The sequence below is a fragment of the Duganella sp. HH101 genome (genome assembly GCF_001758795.1).
GTDB classification, from domain to species: domain Bacteria; phylum Pseudomonadota; class Gammaproteobacteria; order Burkholderiales; family Burkholderiaceae_D; genus Rugamonas; species Rugamonas rivuli.
Map to the genome: position 1 here is coordinate 1 of NZ_LRON01000044.1, position 17115 is coordinate 17115.

The 17115-nt window shown below is 68.0% G+C and carries 12 protein-coding genes and 1 pseudogene; 10 read left to right on the forward strand and 3 right to left on the reverse strand.

Annotated elements, in window-relative coordinates; translation table 11 throughout:
• The 3 genes and pseudogenes from DUGA2_RS31655 to DUGA2_RS31665 form a co-directional block, all read left to right on the forward strand.
• On the forward strand, nucleotides 1–566 hold a 566-nt coding region (locus DUGA2_RS31655), incomplete at its 5' end, for a TolC family protein (RefSeq protein ID WP_141753441.1).
• Nucleotides 559–1798, forward strand: a pseudogene (locus tag DUGA2_RS31660) (efflux RND transporter periplasmic adaptor subunit). The gene DUGA2_RS31655 and the pseudogene DUGA2_RS31660, both read left to right, overlap by 8 nt.
• 13 nt (nucleotides 1799–1811) lie before the next feature.
• Nucleotides 1812–4940, forward strand: coding sequence for a CusA/CzcA family heavy metal efflux RND transporter (locus DUGA2_RS31665; protein ID WP_070273252.1), 3129 nt, complete (start codon nucleotides 1812–1814; stop codon nucleotides 4938–4940).
• A gap of 75 nt (nucleotides 4941–5015) precedes the next feature.
• On the opposite strand, the gene DUGA2_RS33895 is transcribed toward DUGA2_RS31665, so the two are convergent.
• Both DUGA2_RS33895 and DUGA2_RS31670 read right to left on the reverse strand, forming a co-directional pair.
• Nucleotides 5016–5513 (reverse strand): hypothetical protein, encoded by a 498-nt coding sequence (locus tag DUGA2_RS33895; RefSeq protein WP_141753442.1) that lies wholly within the window; start codon nucleotides 5511–5513, stop codon nucleotides 5016–5018.
• Nucleotides 5514–5633: 120 nt separating this feature from the next.
• Nucleotides 5634–6263, reverse strand: a complete 630-nt coding sequence (locus DUGA2_RS31670) for a TIGR02281 family clan AA aspartic protease (RefSeq protein WP_070273253.1) — start codon at nucleotides 6261–6263, stop codon at nucleotides 5634–5636.
• 330 nt (nucleotides 6264–6593) lie between these two features.
• Between DUGA2_RS31670 and DUGA2_RS31675 the strand changes: the two genes are divergently transcribed.
• The 4 genes from DUGA2_RS31675 to DUGA2_RS31690 all read left to right on the forward strand — a co-directional run bounded on the left by DUGA2_RS31675 (nucleotide 6594) and on the right by DUGA2_RS31690 (nucleotide 10595).
• The gene (locus tag DUGA2_RS31675; RefSeq protein WP_070273254.1) at nucleotides 6594–7061 is read left to right on the forward strand and encodes a hypothetical protein; all 468 of its coding nucleotides are present in this window, start codon (nucleotides 6594–6596) and stop codon (nucleotides 7059–7061) included.
• A gap of 87 nt (nucleotides 7062–7148) precedes the next feature.
• Nucleotides 7149–7547 carry a VOC family protein gene (locus tag DUGA2_RS31680; protein WP_070273255.1) on the forward strand — a complete coding sequence of 133 codons (399 nt, stop codon included), beginning with the start codon at nucleotides 7149–7151 and terminating at the stop codon, nucleotides 7545–7547.
• Nucleotides 7548–7614: 67 nt separating this feature from the next.
• Nucleotides 7615–10284, forward strand: a complete 2670-nt coding sequence (locus DUGA2_RS31685; protein ID WP_070273256.1) for a polysaccharide deacetylase family protein — start codon at nucleotides 7615–7617, stop codon at nucleotides 10282–10284.
• Nucleotides 10281–10595, forward strand: a complete 315-nt coding sequence (locus tag DUGA2_RS31690; RefSeq protein WP_070273257.1) for a hypothetical protein — start codon at nucleotides 10281–10283, stop codon at nucleotides 10593–10595. The genes DUGA2_RS31685 and DUGA2_RS31690 overlap by 4 nt, the downstream gene beginning before the upstream one ends.
• Before the next feature lie 21 nt (nucleotides 10596–10616).
• Here the strand turns inward: DUGA2_RS31690 and DUGA2_RS31695 are convergent, their stop codons facing one another.
• Nucleotides 10617–11219, reverse strand: coding sequence for a DJ-1/PfpI family protein (locus DUGA2_RS31695; protein ID WP_070273258.1), 603 nt, complete (start codon nucleotides 11217–11219; stop codon nucleotides 10617–10619).
• A gap of 81 nt (nucleotides 11220–11300) precedes the next feature.
• Between DUGA2_RS31695 and DUGA2_RS31700 the strand changes: the two genes are divergently transcribed.
• The 3 genes from DUGA2_RS31700 to DUGA2_RS31710 form a co-directional block, all read left to right on the forward strand.
• A complete protein-coding gene (locus DUGA2_RS31700) occupies nucleotides 11301–12335 on the forward strand; it encodes a GlxA family transcriptional regulator (RefSeq protein WP_070273259.1) in 1035 nt (344 codons plus the stop codon).
• A gap of 34 nt (nucleotides 12336–12369) precedes the next feature.
• A complete protein-coding gene (locus DUGA2_RS31705) occupies nucleotides 12370–12762 on the forward strand; it encodes a hypothetical protein (RefSeq protein WP_070273260.1) in 393 nt (130 codons plus the stop codon).
• 516 nt (nucleotides 12763–13278) lie between these two features.
• Nucleotides 13279–17115, forward strand: a 3837-nt coding sequence (locus DUGA2_RS31710; protein WP_373994868.1) for a beta strand repeat-containing protein, incomplete at its 3' end; no start/stop codon positions are given.

Genomic DNA, 17115 nt, shown 5'->3' on the forward strand with positions numbered 1-17115 from the left:
GGCTCCGCCGCCGCGCCGTCGCGGCCCCGTTCGGCCGCCTGCAGCAGGCGCCGGCGCTGGCGCAGGCGCGCGCGGAGCTGGCGCGGCGCCAGGCGTTGGCGCAGCTGGAGCTGAGCCAGCGCACGCCGGACGTCAGCTTCCATGTCGGCGGCAAGCGCTCGGAGGAGCTGGGGCGCACGCAGGCGGTGTTCGGCCTGTCGCTGCCCCTGCCGCTGTTCGACCGCAACCAGGGCGGCGTGCTGGAAGCGGCGCGTCGCGTCGACAAGGCGCGCGACGAGCTGGCCGCCGCCACGCTGCGGCTGGAGTCCGACCTGGCCCAGGCCGGCGCCGATTTCGAACTGGCGCGCCAGCAGGCGCAAGCCCTGCGCGTGGACATCCTGCCCGGCGCGCAAAGCGCCTACGACGCCGCCAGCACCGGCTTCGATTACGGCAAGTTCGGCTTCCTCGACGTGCTCGACGCCCAGCGCACCCTGCTGCAGGCCCAAACCCTTTATCTGAACGCCCTGGCGGACGCGCACCGCGCGCTGGCCGCCATCGACCGCCTACTCGGAGCTACGCATGAATAAGCAACAGAAAATCATCATCGCCGTCATGGCGCTCATCGGACTGCTGCTGGCGCGTGGATGCTGCTGCCCAGGCGCGCGGCCGCTCCCGCTCCCGCTCCCGCTTCCGCTTCCGCGCCGGCTGCGGCGGAGGCGGAGCACGGCGAACACCGCGCGGCCCGGCCCGAACAGGTCGTGCTGGACGACGCCCAGATCAAGGCCGCCGGCGTGACGCTGGCCGTGGCCGCGCCGGCCGACATCGGCGTCGCCATCACGCGCTCGCCTGGGACGAGATCCGCTTCAATGAAGACCGCACCGCCCACGTCGTGCCCAAGCTGGCCGGCGTCGTCACCAGCGTGCTGGCGGAGCTGGGGCAGAACGTCAGGCAGGGACAGGTGCTGGCGGTGATCGCCAGCAGCGGCCTGTCCGAGCAGCGCAGCGAGCTGCTGTCGGCCGAGCGCCGGCTGGCGCTGGCCAGCACCACCTACGAGCGCGAACACCGGCTGTGGCAGGACAAGATCTCCGCCGAACAGGACTACCTGCAAGCCAGGCAAGCCCTGAGCGAAGCCGAGATCGCGGTGCGCAACGCGCGCCAGAAGCTCAGCGCCATCGGCGCCGGCGTGGGCGCGGGGGCCAACGCCGGCGCGGGCGCCGGATCGGCGGCGGGCGCGCAGCTCAACCGCCTGGAACTGCGGGCGCCGTTCGACGGCGTGGTGATGGAGAAGCACCTGGCGCTGGGCGAGGCGGTCAAGGAAGACGCCGCCGTCTTCACCATCTCCGACCTGTCCAACGTCTGGGCCGAAATCGCCGTGCCGCCCAAGGATCTGGCGCTGGTGCGCGTGGGCGAGACGGTGGTGGTCAAGGCCTCCGCCTTCGACGCCCAGGCCAGCGGCAAGATCACCTACGTCGGCTCGCTGCTCGGCGAGCAGACCCGCACCGCCAAGGCCCGCGTGGCGCTGGCCAATCCCGAGCGCGCCTGGCGCCCCGGCCTGTTCGTCAGCGTCGACGTGCTGTCCGGCCGCGCCGCGGCGGCGGTGGCGGTGGCGGCCGACGCCATCCAGACGGTGGACGACAAGCCGGTGGTGTTCGTCAAGGTGGCGGGCGGCTTCCGCGCCCAGCCGGTGGTAGCCGGCCGCAGCGACGGCCGCCTGACCGAGATCGTCCAGGGCCTGGCGGCCGGCGCGCAGTACGCGGCGGCCGGCAGCTTCGTGCTCAAGGCGGAACTGGGCAAGGACGGCGCCGAGCATGCGCACTGAGACGGGGGATACCATGTTTGAACGCATCATCCGACAGGCCATCGCCCAGCGCTGGCTGGTGCTGCTGCTGGTGGCCGCCATGGCCGCCCTCGGCGTCTACAACTACCAGAAGCTGCCGATCGACGCCGTGCCCGACATCACCAATGTGCAGGTGCAGATCAACACCGCGGCGCCCGGCTACTCGCCGCTGGAGACCGAGCAGCGCGTCACCTTCCCGATCGAGACGCTGATGTCCGGCCTGCCCGGGCTCGAGCAGACCCGCTCGCTGTCGCGCTACGGGCTGTCGCAGATCACCGTCATCTTCAAGGACGGCACCGACATCTTCTTCGCCCGCCAGCTGGTCAGCGAGCGGATACAGGAGGCGCGCGCGCAGCTGCCGGCCGGCGTCGCGCCGGCCATGGGGCCGGTGTCGACCGGGCTGGGGGAAATCTACCTGTGGACGGTGGAGGCCAAGCCTGGCGCGAAGAAGGCCGACGGCACGCCCTACACGCCGACCGACCTGCGCGAGATCGAGGACTGGATCATCAAGCCGCAGCTGCGCAACGTGCCCGGCGTGACGGAGATCAACGCCATCGGCGGCTACGCCAAGGAATACCAGGTGGCGCCCAATCCGCAGCGCCTGGCCTCCTACGGCCTGACCTTGCAGGACGTGGTGACGGCGCTCGAGCGCAACAACGGCAACGCCAGCGCCGGCTACATCGAGCAGCGCGGCGAGCAGCTGCTGGTGCGCGCGCCGGGGCAGGTGCAGTCGCTCGACGATCTCCGCAACGTCATCCTCAGCAACGTGGACGGCGTGCCGGTGCGGGTGCGCGACGTCGCCGAAGTGGGCGTCGGCCGCGAGCTGCGCACCGGCGCCGCCACCGAGAATGGCCGCGAGGTGGTGCTGGGCACGGTGTTCATGCTGATCGGCCAGAACAGCCGCGCGGTGTCGCAGGCGGTCGACCGCAAGATGGTCGACATCAACCGCAGCCTGCCGGCCGGCGTGCAGGCCGTCACCGTGTACGATCGCACCACGCTGGTCGACAAGGCCATCGCCACCGTCAAGAAGAATCTGCTGGAGGGCGCGGTGCTGGTGATCGTGGTGCTGTTCCTGTTCCTCGGCAATCTGCGCGCGGCGCTGATCACCGCCATGGTGATCCCGCTGGCGATGCTGTTCACCTTCACCGGCATGGTGGCGTACAAGGTCAGCGCCAACCTGCTCAGCCTGGGCGCGCTGGACTTCGGCATCATCGTCGACGGCGCCGTGGTCATCGTCGAGAACTGCGTGCGGCGCTTGGCGCACGCGCAGGCCCGCCACGGCCGCGTGCTGACGCGCGCCGAGCGCTACGAGGAAGTGTTTGCCGCCGCGCGCGAAGCCCGCAGGCCGCTGCTGTTCGGGCAACTGATCATCATGGTGGTCTACCTGCCGATCTTCGCGCTGACCGGCGTCGAGGGCCGCATGTTCCATCCGATGGCGCTGACGGTGGTGATGGCGCTGGCGGGGGCGATGCTGTTGTCGATCACCTTCATCCCGGCCGCCGTGGCGCTGTTCATCGGCGACCATGTGGTGGAAAAGGAGCAGCGCCGCATCGGCCGCTGGTATGCGGCGCTGCTGGAGCGCGTGCTGGCCAATACGCCGGTGGTGCTGGCCTTCGCCGGCATCGCGGTGGCGCTGTCGGTGCTGCTGGCCACGCGGCTGGGCAGCGAGTTCGTGCCCAGCCTGAACGAGGGCGACATCGCCATCCAGGCGCTGCGCATTCCCGGCACCAGCCTGACGCAGTCGGTCGCGATGCAGCAGCAGGTGGAGCTGGCGCTGACGAGGCAGTTCCCCGAGATCGAGCGCATCTTCGCCCGCACCGGCACGGCGGAAATCGCCTCGGACCCGATGCCGCCCAATGTCTCGGACGGCTACATCATGCTCAAGCCGGAGTCACAGTGGCCGGCGCCGAAGAAGACCCGCGACCAGCTGCGGGCGGCGATCCAGGCGGCGGCCGAACGCCTGCCGGGCAATGCCTTCGAGTTTTCGCAACCGATCCAGCTGCGCTTCAACGAGCTGATCTCGGGCGTGCGCAGCGACGTCGCCGTCAAGCTGTTCGGCGACGACATGGCGGTGCTGAACGAGACGGCCGGGCGCATCGCCGCCGCGCTGGGCAAGGTGGACGGCGCGGCCGAAGTCAAGATCGAGCAGACCAGCGGCCTGCCGGTGCTGACCGTGGAGATAGACCGCGGCAAGACCGCGCGCTACGGCCTGAATGTGGGCGACGTGCAGGAGACCATCGCCACCGCCATCGGCGGCAGGGAGGCCGGCACCATGTTCGAAGGCGACCGCCGCTTCGGCATCGTGGTGCGGCTGCCCGATGCGCTGCGCAGCGACCTCGATGTGATGCGGCGCCTGCCGGTGCCGCTGCCGCGCGCGGGCGGTGCTGGCGCGGCCAACTTCATCCCGCTGGGCGAGGTGGCGACCTTCAGCATCGCGCCGGGACCGAACCAGATCAGCCGCGAGAACGGCAAGCGGCGGGTGGTGGTCAGCGCCAATGTGCGCGGGCGCGACATCGGCTCCTTCGTGGCGGAGGCGGAGCAGGGTTTGCGGCAGGTGGCGATACCGGCCGGCTACTGGACAAGCTGGGGCGGGCAGTTCGAGCAGTTGCAGTCGGCGTCGCGGCGCTTGCAGATCGTGGTGCCGGTGGCGCTGCTGCTGGTGATCGTGCTGCTGTTCGCGATGTTCGGCAATCTGAAGGATGGCTTGCTGGTGTTCAGCGGCATACCGTTCGCGCTGACCGGCGGCATCGCGGCGCTGGCCTTGCGCGGCATACCGCTGTCGATTTCGGCGGCGGTCGGCTTCATCGCCTTGTCGGGCGTGGCGGTGTTGAACGGGCTGGTGCTGATCTCCTTCATCCGCAGCCTGCGCGACGAGGGGCGCTCGGTGGAGCAGGCGATACGCGAAGGTTCGCTGGGCCGCCTGCGGCCGGTGCTGATGACGGCGCTGGTGGCGTCGCTGGGCTTCATCCCGATGGCGATCGCCACCGGCACCGGCGCCGAAGTCCAGCGTCCGCTGGCGACGGTGGTCATCGGCGGCATCCTGTCGTCCACCGCGCTGACGCTGCTGGTGCTGCCGCTGCTGTACCGGCTGGTGTACTTGCGCGGGCGGCCTGAAACGGCCTAAGGCCTGGAGGGGTAAACGGGAAACAGACTAAATCGTTTGCCTCTTTTCGTCAGCTGGTCTGGGACTGGCGTGGATTCATCGGCCATCCCCGGCAGCATGCCGGGGAGTTGAGCATGAGAGCGCAGTGCAAGTCAGGTTACACGCATAGTGTGACGAGCAAAATTTCTCATTGCCATCTTGTTGTTCAAAATATCCCCATACCTTGGCATCACACGATTTTGGTGAAGTGGGCGGAGCGCTGATGTCCCGCATTAACGCATCATTGCGCGACATGTAGAATTCCGATGACATATGCAGAAGGCCACTGTTCGCATGATTCAATGCAAGTTCGGTAAGCTTACTTTGTCTGCGGCTTAGAAGTTCCCTCGCCTGTTTAACGCCCATTTGATTTTCAGTGACTTCCCGGTTGCCGTTAACCACGATGCTAAGTTCTCTTAGCGTCGGCTTGAGATACTTGCCACTGAACGAAAAAATCAGGAAGTTCTCCAAAATGGCGGCGCTGCCCTCCTCAAGGTCACTCGATTTGTCTTGGAATTGCAGACATGCTTCCACCACAGGGGGCGTCATGATCATCGCTGCTGCGTTTCCACACACGATTGCGGCCATAACGAAGAGGAGACAAGGTATTTTTGAGAAACTCATGGTCACTGACGTAAAAAAATTTGATGTAAATGAGCGACGCTGGCGGCGTTTTTACCTCGGCGTCAAGATCATTTCCTGCCGCTCGCGCCGCATGCTGAAGCGGTTCAGGAAATTGCTGCCTAGTAGGATGATGGGCAGGCCGCTTTCGTGGACGGTGGCTTCGAGATTGCGCAGCTCTAATTCGCCGATGCGCATCCGCTCCACGTGCACCACAAAGACGCTGGTGACGCCATTGGCCGTCGAGGCGCTGCCGGGCCGGCCTTTGCGGTAGTCGATGCCGAAGCGCGTGGCGTCCGCCGCCGGCATGGCGATGGTGGTGGCGCCGGTGTCGACCAGCATCCGCGCGCTCATGCCGTTGATGCTGCCATTGGTGTAGAACTGGCCGACGGCATCGGCGTGCAATACCAACGTCTGGCTCACTCCGTTCGGCGCCGGATAGCGGCCCACGGCGATCGTCACCGGCTTGCCATGGTCGGCGATGGTGGCGCCGTCGCTATTGATAGCCAGCAGCCGATAGCCCGGCGCGATGCTGCTGCCGACTGCGTAGACCGTGGGTTCGCCGCCGTCCACCGTCAGCAGCGCGCGGTCGCGGATCACGCCCACCAGGCTGATGTCGGCGGCGCAGGCATGGGCGCCGGCAAGGATGAGGCTCGCCGCTAGGGCGTAAGTCGGGAGGCGCATGGTGTCGGCGGCACAATCTTGAAAGTTGCTTAATTGCCGTAGAGCATATCATTTCAACGCGGGCTCAAAATGCGCCAATCCTCACGCTATGTATGGGGTACCAGATTTTTCAGGGGCTCTAAAAGCTCTAAACGCTCTAAATCACTAGAGATTGAACTAAATCGTTAGAAAACGCTCTAAAAATGAGGCGCCGCGTAGAAAAAATAGACGAATTAGAGCTAGTAGCGCTGATTTTTAGAGTTTTTAGAGCCGAAATTAGAAAAATTAGCGCGAAATCTAGTGAATTAGAGCGATCTATACGATTTAGAGCTTTTAGAGTGGGAGAAAAAAATGAGCTACCCCATACCCCTCCACCTGCCAGACGATGTCTTTCACGCGCTGACGGAGCATACGGGCGAAGGCTGGTATGGCCCGAAGACGGAGGCCGCGCTCAGCGAGCTGATCCGCAATTGGATCCGCAACACCGCCGCCGCACCGAGCGAGCTGGACGGCGAAGCCGACGAAGCCGACGAACCCGCCCAGCCCGAGCCGACACCAAACCTGCCGCCAGACGTCAGCAAAGGCTATCAATGGAAGCAGCTTTTCCTGCCCAACGGCACCGAACTGCGCGCCACCTTCGGCGGTAGAAGCAGCTACGCCAAAGTACAAGACGAAGCCATCTTGTGCGACGGAGCGCCGACCACGCCATCGCGGCTGGCCAATGCGCGCGGCTGCGGCACGCGCAATGCCTGGCACAACGTCTGGCTGAGATTTCCCGGTGAAGCGAGCTGGAAGCTGGCGCGCCGATGCCGGCCGTAGAGAATTTTCGAGCGCATGTCGAATTCCTGTGTCATCGTTCGTCGTCAGCATGGAGTCCCCCCAATAATCTTTTAGCGAGGCGATGTCATGAACAAACAAATCATCTTCAACCTGCCGGTGCAGGACCTGGACAAATCCAAGGCCTTTTTTGCCGCGCTCGGTTTCAGCTTCAATGCCCAATACAGCGGCGAGGGCGCGGCGTATATGAACATCGTGGATGGCCATATCCACGCCATGCTGATGACCGAAGCCTTCTTCGCCTCCTTCATCGACAAGCCGGTCATCCGGGCGACCGAGGGCAACGAGGTGATCATCTGCCTGAGCTGCGAGAGCCGGGAGGAACTGGACAGCCTGATCGCCAAGGCCAGCGCCGCCGGCGCGCGCATCCCGCACCCGCCCGAAGACCATGGCTTCATGTACGACCAGGGCTTCGAAGACCTGGACGGCCACCTGTGGAACCTGGTCTGGATAGCGCCCGAGGCCTGACAGTCGGTTACAAACCTTGGCAAAAGTGTCATAGAATGCGGGATCCGTTTTTTATAGACACACGCACATGAAATATTCCAAGCAGTTGGCCATCGCCGCCGTGGTGGCGGCCGTGGCCGGCGCGGGCGCCTTCGTGGCGCTGCGCGGCAAGCAGCCGGCCGCCGCGCCCGCCGCAGCAACGGCGGCCGGCGCCACGCCCGAACTGATGCCGGAGCTGCACGCCATGCTGGCCGCCTACCGCAAGATCATCGTGCTGCTGGCCGACGAGAAGACGCTGTCCGAATCCGACCGCAAGGCCGCCGGCCAGGTCGGGCAGTCGCTGTTCCACGAAAACCTGGCGCGCCTGGGCAAGGTGCAAGCCATGCTGGCGCAAACCCAGGCGCTGCCGCCGTCGCAGCGCGACGCCGCCGACGATGGCCTGCTGTCGTACATCGAATCGGCCGCCGATCTGTACGACGCCGACCGCCTGGCCTTCCGCGAAGTGCTGCTGTCGCTGCAAAAGCTGGCGGCCGCCGACCAGACGCTGCCCGCGATCAAGCTGCACAAGCGCGTCAGCGAAGACCTGGCGGCGCTGGAGGATATCGAAAAGCAGTACGACAAGGAGATCAACGACATCTTCTCGCGCTTCGACACGCGCGCCATCGCGCCCAAGCGCGAGCGCTGGGACGACTACGTCAAGCACCTGCGCAAGCTGTACGGCCGCGAGCAGATCATGAAGGACTACGGCGTCATCGTGCCGTATCCGGAGCAGCCGAAGTCGGCGGAGCAGGAGGGGCAGCAGGGGCAGGCCAAGGAAATCTTCGGCAACGCGCTGCCGCCCAAGACCGTGGTGCTGACCTTCGACGACGGCCCGCACAAGAGCTACACCGAGGAGGTGGCCGCCATCCTCAAGCAGTACAACGTGCCGGGCGTGTTCTTCCAGGTCGGCCAGAACCTGGGCAAGCTCGACGCCCAGGGCAGGCAAACCCTGAACAGCAACGCCGCCGAGAGCCGGCGCCTGATCGACGCCGGCCACACCGTGGGCAACCACAGCTTCAGCCACGCGCTGCTGTCCAAGCAGAAGGGCGATCAGCTGTACGGCGAGATCGCCAACGCCGACCAGCTGTTGAAGGCCACCGACGCGCGCCGCTCCGACCTGTTCCGCTTCCCCTACGGCGCCCACAACGCCGAGGGGCTGGGCATCCTGTCCAAGCTGGGCCTGCGCTCGGTGATGTGGAATATCGATTCGCTGGACTGGGCCGACCCGGTGCCGAGCTCGATCGCCAACCGCGTGCTGACCACCTTGAGCAAGGAGCAGCGCGGCATCATCCTGTTCCACGACATCCACGAGCGCAGCGTCAAGGCGCTGCCGATGGTGCTCGACAAGCTGATCGCCGACGGCTACAGCTTCGCCGCCTGGGACGGCCACGAGTTCAAGGTGGCGCGCGGCGCCAAGCCGGAGCCGGAAAAGATCGCCGTCAGCACCGGCTACGCCAACAGCTACGCGGTGGTCATCGGCATCAACGATTACCAGAAGTGGCCCAAGCTGCAATACGCGGTGCAGGACGCGAAGGCGATCCGCGACACGCTGGTCAACCGCTTCGGCTTCGCCGGCGAGCGGGTGTTCACGCTGTCGAACGGCGAGGCCACGCGCAACAACATCCTGGCGCTGTTCCACGACAAGCTGGCCGATGCCCAGCTGAAGAAGGACGACCGCATCTTCGTGTTCTTCGCCGGCCACGGCGCCACGCGCCAGCTCAGCTCCGGCCGCAACCTCGGCTACATCATCCCGGTCGACTCCGACCCGCAGCAGGTCAGCTTCGACGCCATCCCGATGACGGACTTGCAGAACATCGCCGAAAGCCTGAACGCCAAGCATGTGCTGTTCGTCATGGACGCCTGCTACAGCGGCCTGGGCCTGACGCGCGGCGGCGGCAACAGCGCCTTCCTGCGCGACAACGCGCGCCGCCTGGGGCGGCAGATGCTGACCGCCGGCGGCGCCGACCAGATGGTGGCCGACGGCGGCCCGAACGGCCACTCGGTGTTCACCTGGACGCTGCTGCAAGCCTTGAACGGCAAGGCCGACCTCAACGGCGACGGCCTGATCACCGCCACCGAGCTGGCCGCCTATGTGGCGCCGGCCGTGGCCAGCGTGTCGCAGCAGACGCCGGCGTTCGGCAGCCTGCCGGGATCGGAGGGCGGCGAGTTCGTGTTCCAGCTGCCGGCCGAGGCCGAGTTCCTCAGCGCGCAGTCGGCGCAGCTGTCGGCGGACGCGATCGCCCTGAACAGCAAGCTCGACAAGGGCCGCGACCAGAAGGCCGACGGCAACACGGTGGTGGTCAAGAATTTGCAGGGCGAGGAGCAGAAGATCGCCGCGCCCAAGCCGGTGGACGCGTCGAGCCGCCAGCTGGCGCAGCGCGCCAACGACAAGGGCTTGCAACTGTACAAGGAGAAGCAGTACGCGCAGGCGGAGGCGGCGTTCACCGAAGCGTTGAAGTACCGTCCCGATTTCGGCCTGGCGGCCAACAACCTGGGCTTCGTCTATTACAAGCAGGAGAAGTACGCCGAGGCGGCGCGCTGGTTCGAGAACACGTTGCAGATCGACACCTCGCGCGCGATCGCCTACCTGAACCTGGGCGACGCCCGCCTGCATCTGGGCGAGCGCGAGAAGGCCAGGCAAGCCTACGCCAGCTTCCTGGCGCTGGCGCCCAACCACGCCAACGCCGGCTACGCCAAAGAGCAGCTGAACAAGCTATGAAAAAATCCAAGGCCGACCTGGACGTGATCAGCATCGCGATCGCGCTCGCCACCTTCGTGCTGGCGGCGCTGGCGATGTCGGGCAGCTGGTCGGGCGGGCCGTCGCAGTGCGGCGACTTCGGCTTCACCTGCCTGGGCAACGCCATGATCGTGCTGGTGCTCGGCACGCTGATCGGCTTCGTCACCGCCGTCATGGGGCTGATCCTGGCGCGCTGGCGCTCCTGGTACGGCTGGCTGGGCCTGTTCCTCAACGGCGTGCCGGCGGTGCTCATCTGCGGCTGGCTGCTGCTGGTGTTCGTGGCGCGCGGCTAGGCCAGCCGCCGGCCCGGGACGTCAGGCTTCGTTCCAGTCGTATTCCATCTGCAGCGCGGTGCGGGCGGCCAGCTCGCGGCCGGCCAGGCGCTCGACCAGGTGCAGCGACATGTCCATGCCGGCCGAGATGCCGCCGCTGGTGACGATGCGGCCGTTGTCTATCCAGCGCCGTTCGCCGGCCACCGTCACGCGCGGGAAGGCGGCGCGCAGGTCGGCGATGTCTTCCCAGTGGGTGGTCGCTTCCTGCCCGTCCAGCAGCCCGGCCTGCGCCAGCAGGAAGGCGCCGGTGCACACCGACGCCACCAGCTCGCAGGCGGGCGCGGTGGCGGCGATCCAGCGTATCACTTCCTGCTTGTCCTGTTCGGCCGCGACCACGCCGCCCGGCACGATCAGCACGTCGAGCGGGCCGGCGTTGCCGAAGTCCGCTTCCGGGAACACGCTCAGGCCGGCGCGCGCGCGCAGCATGGCGCCCCGCTGGCCGATGGTGCGCACGCGGAACGGCGCCGCCGCGCCCGGCGCCAGCCTGGCCGCCACCCGCGTGGCGCAGGTGAACACTTCGTAGGGTCCGGCGAAGTCGAGCACTTCAACGTCGTCGAAGACATAGATGCCGATGGTGCGTGTCATGGTGGCTCCCTTGAATAGAAGCGTCCATCATGCCCGCGCGGCGGTTGACACAAATGACATTCATGGTTGAATATCTGCCACATGAAACCCATCGACATCTGGCTGCTGGTCTACCCCGGCTTCGTGCTGCTGGACGCCACCGGCCCGGCGCAGGTGTTCGCCACCGCCAACGACGAGGCGCGCGACGCCGGCCTGCCCGAGCCCTACCGCATCCGCATGACCGCGCCCGGCGGCGGCCTGGTGGCGTCGAGCGCCGGCGTCGGCGTGATGACCGAGCCGCTGCCGCGCCCCGGCCGCGCGCTGGCCGGGGCGACGCTGATCGTCGCCGGCGGCCGCGGCCTGGGCGGCGGCGACAGCCCGGCGCTGGACCCGGCCATGGTGCGCTGGGTGCAGCGCGCCGCCGCCGGCATGGCCGGCGGCGATGGCGCCCGGAGCGCCCCTGGCGCCGCCGGCGGCCAAGGCCTGCGCCGCTGCTGCTCGGTGTGCACCGGCGCGTTCGTGCTGGCGCGCGCCGGCCTGCTGCGCGGGCGCAGCGTGGTCACGCACTGGATGGATGCGGCGGCGCTGCGGGCGCAGCACCCGGAACTGCGGGTGCTCGACGACGCGATCTACGTCAAGGATGGCGCTTACTACACGTCGGCCGGCATCGCCGCCGGCATGGACCTGGCATTGAGCCTGGTCGAGGAAGACCAGGGGCGCGGCGCCGCGCTCGACACGGCCAAACGGCTGGTGGTGTTCTTCAAGCGCCCCGGCGGCCAGCGCCAGTTCAGCTCCGAACTGCTGGCCCAGGCCGATCCGCAAGGCTTGCACGGCCAGCTGACCGACTGGCTGCGGCCGCGCCTGAAGCGGCAGATCGACGTCGGCCAAATGGCGGCGGCGTTCGCCGTGTCGGTGCGCACCTTGCACCGGCGGCTGCAGCAGGAGGCGGGCGTGTCGCCGGCGCAGCTGCTGCTGCGGCTGCGCATGGAGGCGGCCTGCGGGCTGCTGGAGCGGCCCGGCATGAGCGTCAAGCGGGCCGCCAGCCAGAGCGGCTTCGGCAACGAGTACAATCTGCGGCGCGCGTTTTCCGCGCAGCTGGGCGTGGTGCCCAGCGCCTACCAGCAGCGCTTCGGCTGACGCCGCGGCGCCGTCAAACAAGCGGGCCATACAGATGATGCAGGAATTCGAGAAATGGGTGGCGCGGGTGCTGCTGCTCAACAGCGCGCTGGCGCTGGGCGTGAGCCTGGGCCTGCTGGGCGAGCGGCAGCCGGCCGACGCGCTGCCGCTGCTGTACAGCGCCGCCATGCTGGGCTTCCTGTCGGCCGTGCTGTCGCTCAAGCGCTGGAAGCTGGGCCTGTGGGGCGGCGCGCTGTATTACGCGCTGCAGCTGGTCAGCGTCTACCCCTTGGCCGGCGGCTGGCAGTTCGCGGTCAAGGCCGGCGTCAGCATCGGCCTGGTGCTGCGCTTCCACAGCGGCGTGGTGGTGCTCAACCTGGTGGCGCTGGCGCTGCTGGCCGCCACCGCCGCCGTGCTGGCCTGGCGCTGGCGCGCGCCGCGGACCTGAGCGCGGCGAACACCGCCTGGTTCGGCTCGGCGGCGCGTCGCCGCCGGTGCGTGGGGCAGGCGGGAGCGCGGCACGCAGCGGTCATCCGCCGGTAACACAGCCGGTGCAAAATATCCGTGCGGATACATTTTTGCCAGCCGTGTTGGCCCATCGCCTACCCATAAAAACAACTTTTTTATAAGATAAATATTCCTTTCCGGACAGGTTGCGCGGCCGCGACAGCGCCGAAAAAAATTCTTTTGGGAAATTTAGTGCGATATAATCGCCCTTCTGAAATTCCGTTCAAGCCCCTTTTCCCAGCCGCCGCGGCAAAACTTGATGGTGGGAAAAAAGTTTACTTAATGAAATTCAAAATTCCGTCGTTATGTACAGTACAAGCCGGATTTTTCCCGGCGGCATCATTAAAAAGTTTTTAAAATAGTAACATTATCCATTACAGGGGTCGGATGTCAGGCACAAGCTGACTGTCCGGCTTGCTTTTCGAGCTGACAGCGTAGTACCTCCAGGAGAAATAGTATGAGTTTCGTGACCACCTTTACCACCGAACAACTTGCCACCCTCAGCACGTCCCAGATCCTGACCCTGGCGACGGCCGACATCGCGGCGTTCAATTCGGACCAGTTGGGCGCGTTCACGACCTCGCAAATCCCGGTGTTCACCACCGCCCAGCTGGCCGGCGGCATCACCACCACCCAGGCCGCCTACCTGACCACGCTGCAGATGAGCGTGCTGACCTCCAGCCAGATCGGCGCGCTGCAGACCGCCAGCTTCGCCCTGCTGTCGACCAATGACATCGCCGCGCTGTCGACCTCGGCCATCGGCGGCATCAGCGCCAACCAGGTCAAGGCGCTGACCACCAACCAGGTCGTCGCGCTGACCAGCAACCAGGCCGCCCAGCTGACCTCGACCCAGGTCGCCGCGCTGAGCACCAACGCCATCGGCGCGCTGGAAACGGCCGACCTGGCCGCGATCAAGACCGCGTCCATCGCCCTGCTGAGCACGGCCCAGGTGGCCGCGCTAAGCACCAGCCAGATCAATTCGCTGTCGACCGGCGCCGTCGCCGCGCTGAGCACCGCCGGCATCGCCGCGCTCAGCACCGACCAGGCCGTCGCACTGACGTCGTCGGCCATCGCCGCCCTGAGCACGGCCCAGGTGGCCGCGCTGACCAGCAAGGCGCTGGGCGCCATCGAGACCGCCGACCTCGCCGCGCTGTCGACCAACGACATCGCCGCGCTGCGCACCGCCCAGCTGGTCGGCCTGTCGACCGGCCAGGTGGCCGCGCTGTCGACCAACCAGATCGCCGCGCTGAGCGCGGCCGGCGTCGGCGCCCTGTCCACCAACCAGATCGTCGCCCTGACCACCGCCCAGGCCAGCGTGCTGGGCACCGCGCAAGTGGCCGCGCTGTCGACCAACGCCGTCGCCGCGCTGGAGACCGCCGATGTCGCCGCGCTGTCGACCAACGCCATCGCCGCGCTGAGCTCGGCCCAGGTCAAGGCCCTGGGCAGCGACCAGATCGTCGCGCTGACCACCAATGAAGCGGCCGCGCTGAGCGCCATCCAGGTCGCCGCGCTGAGCACCGCCGCCGTGGCCGCGCTGGAAACGGCCGACCTGTCGGCGATCAAGACCGCCGCCATCGCCGCGCTGACCACCGCGCAGGTGGCGGCGCTGACCACCGGCCAGCTGAACTCGCTGGCCACGGCCGCCGTCGCCGCGCTGTCCACCGCCGGCATCGCCGTGCTGTCCACCGACCAGGTGGTGGCGCTGACCTCGGCCCAGCTGAGCAGCCTGGGCACCGCGCAAGTGGCCGCCCTGAGCAGCAAGGCCATCGGCGCGATCCAGACCGCCGACCTGGCCGGCCTGTCGACCAACAGCATCGCCGCGCTGCGCAGCGCGCAGCTGGTCGGCCTGAGCACCGACCAGGTGGGCGCGCTGTCGACCAACCAGGTGTCGGCCCTGAGCAGCGCCGCCATCGCCGGCCTGACCACCAACCAGATCGTCGCCCTGACCACCGCCCAGGCCAGCGTGCTGAGCACCACCCAGGTGGCCGGCCTGTCGACCAACGCCATCGCCGCGCTGGAGACCGCCGACTTCGCCGCGCTGTCGACCAGCGCGGTCGCCGCGCTGAGCACGGCCCAGGTCAAGGCCCTGACCACCAACCAGGTCGTCGCGCTGACCACCAATGAAGCGGCCTCGCTGAGCACCGCCCAGGTGGCCTCGCTGTCGACCAACGCCATCGCCGCGCTGGAGACGGCCGACCTGGCCGCGCTCAAGACCGCCGCGATCGCCGCGCTCGGTTCGGCCCAGGTCGCCGCGCTGACCACCGGCCAGGTCAACTCGCTGTCGACCGCCGCCGTCGCCGCGCTCTCCACCGCCGGCATCGCCGCGCTGGACACCGAGCAAGTCGTCGCGCTGACGTCGGCCCAGATCGGCGCGCTGAGCACCGGCCAGGTGGCCGCGCTGTCCTCGAAAGCCATCGGCGCCATCGAGACCGCCGACCTGGCCGGCCTGTCGACCGCCAGCGTCGCCGCGCTGCGCAGCAGCCAGCTGGCCGGCCTGACCACCGACCAGGTGGGCGCGCTGTCGACCAACCAGATCGCCGCGCTGGGCACGGCCGCCGTCGCCGGCCTGACCACCAACCAGATCGTCGCGCTGACCACCAGCCAGGCCAGCGTGCTGAGCACCGCGCAAGTGGCCGGCCTGTCGACCAACGCCATCGCCGCGCTGGAGACGGCCGACTTCGCCGCGCTGCGTTCGGACGCCATCGCCGCCCTGACCGTCAACCAGGTCAAGGCGCTGACCACCAACCAGGTCGTGGCCCTGACCACCGGCGAAGCGGCCGCGCTGAGCACCGCGCAGGTTGCCGCGCTGTCCTCCAACGCCATCGCCGCGCTGGAAACGGCCGACCTGTCGGCGATCAAGACCGCCGCCATCGCCGCGCTGGGTTCGGCCCAGGTCGCCGCGCTGACCACCACCCAGGTCAACACCCTGGCCACCGCCTCGGTCGCCGCGCTGTCCACCGCCGGCATCGCCGCGCTGTCGACCAACCAGGTGGTCGCCCTCACTTCGGCCCAGGTCGCCAGCATGAGCACCGCGCAAATCGCCGCGCTCAGCGCCAACAGCGTCGGCGCCATCGAGACCGCCGACCTGGCCGGCCTGTCGAGCAACGCCATCGCCGCGCTGCGCACCGCCCAGCTGTCCGGCCTGACCACCGACCAGGTGGGCGCGCTGTCGACCGCCCAGTTCGCCGCGCTGAGCAGCGCCCAGGTCGCCGCGCTGTCGACCAACCAGATCGTCGCCCTGAGCACCACCCAGGCCAGCGTACTGAGCGCCGCGCAGGCGGCCGGCCTGACCAGCAACGGCATCGCCGCGCTGGAGACCGCCGACTTCGCCGCGCTGTCGACCAACGCCATCGCCGCGCTGAGCGCCAACCAGGTCAAGGCCCTGAGCACCAACCAGATCGTTGCCCTGACCACCAATGAAGCGGCCGCGCTGGGCACCGCGCAAGTGGCGGCGCTGACCAGCAACGCCATCGCCGCGCTGGAAACGGCCGACCTGGCCGCGATCAAGACCGCCGCCATCGCCGCGCTGGGCACCGCCCAGGTCGTCGCGTTGACCACCGGCCAGGTGAGCAGCCTGGGCACCGCCGCCATCGCCGCGCTTTCCACCGCCGGCATCGCCGTGCTGTCCACCAACCAGGTGGCCGCGCTGAACTCGGCCCAGATCAACAGCCTGGGCACCGCGCAAGTGGCCGCGCTGTCGTCCAACGCCATCGGCGCGATCCAGACCGCCGACCTGGCCGGCCTGTCGACCAACGACATCGCCGCGCTGCGCAGCAGCCAGCTGGCCGGCCTGACCTCCGACCAGGTGGGCGTGCTGTCGACCAACCAGATCGCCGCGCTGACCACCGCCGCCGTCGCCGGCCTGACCACCGCGCAGATCGTCGCGCTGACCACCACCCAGGCCAGCGTGCTGAGCACCGCGCAAGTGGCGGCGCTGAGCACCAACGCCATCGCCGCGCTGGAGACCGCCGACTTCGCCGCGCTGCGCTCGGACGCCATCGCCGCCCTGAGCGTCAACCAGGTCAAGGCGCTGACCACCAACCAGGTGGTGGCCCTGACCACCGGCGAAGCGGCCGCGCTGAGCACCGCGCAGGTGGCCGCGCTGTCGACCAACGCCATCGCCGCGCTGGAAACGGCCGACCTGTCGGCCATCAAGACCGCCGCCATCGCCGTGCTGGGCTCGGCGCAGGTCGCCGCGCTGACCACCACCCAGGTCAACACCCTGGCCACCGCCTCGGTCGCCGCGCTGTCCACCGCCGGCATCGCCGCGCTGTCCACCAACCAGGTGGTCGCC

What these genes read in the sequence shown, in the direction of transcription:
- DUGA2_RS31685 (WP_070273256.1), top strand. Translation starts at nt 7,615, where the DNA reads ATGAAATATTCCAAGCAGTTGGCCATCGCCGCCGTGGTGGCGGCCGTG.
- DUGA2_RS31675 (WP_070273254.1), top strand. Translation starts at nt 6,594, where the DNA reads ATGAGCTACCCCATACCCCTCCACCTGCCAGACGATGTCTTTCACGCG.
- DUGA2_RS31670 (WP_070273253.1), bottom strand. Translation starts at nt 6,263, where the DNA reads ATGCGCCTCCCGACTTACGCCCTAGCGGCGAGCCTCATCCTTGCCGGC.
- DUGA2_RS31705 (WP_070273260.1), top strand. Translation starts at nt 12,370, where the DNA reads ATGATGCAGGAATTCGAGAAATGGGTGGCGCGGGTGCTGCTGCTCAAC.
- DUGA2_RS31665 (WP_070273252.1), top strand. Translation starts at nt 1,812, where the DNA reads ATGTTTGAACGCATCATCCGACAGGCCATCGCCCAGCGCTGGCTGGTG.
- DUGA2_RS31690 (WP_070273257.1), top strand. Translation starts at nt 10,281, where the DNA reads ATGAAAAAATCCAAGGCCGACCTGGACGTGATCAGCATCGCGATCGCG.
- DUGA2_RS33895 (WP_141753442.1), bottom strand. Translation starts at nt 5,513, where the DNA reads ATGATCATGACGCCCCCTGTGGTGGAAGCATGTCTGCAATTCCAAGAC.
- DUGA2_RS31700 (WP_070273259.1), top strand. Translation starts at nt 11,301, where the DNA reads ATGAAACCCATCGACATCTGGCTGCTGGTCTACCCCGGCTTCGTGCTG.
- DUGA2_RS31695 (WP_070273258.1), bottom strand. Translation starts at nt 11,219, where the DNA reads ATGACACGCACCATCGGCATCTATGTCTTCGACGACGTTGAAGTGCTC.
- DUGA2_RS31680 (WP_070273255.1), top strand. Translation starts at nt 7,149, where the DNA reads ATGAACAAACAAATCATCTTCAACCTGCCGGTGCAGGACCTGGACAAA.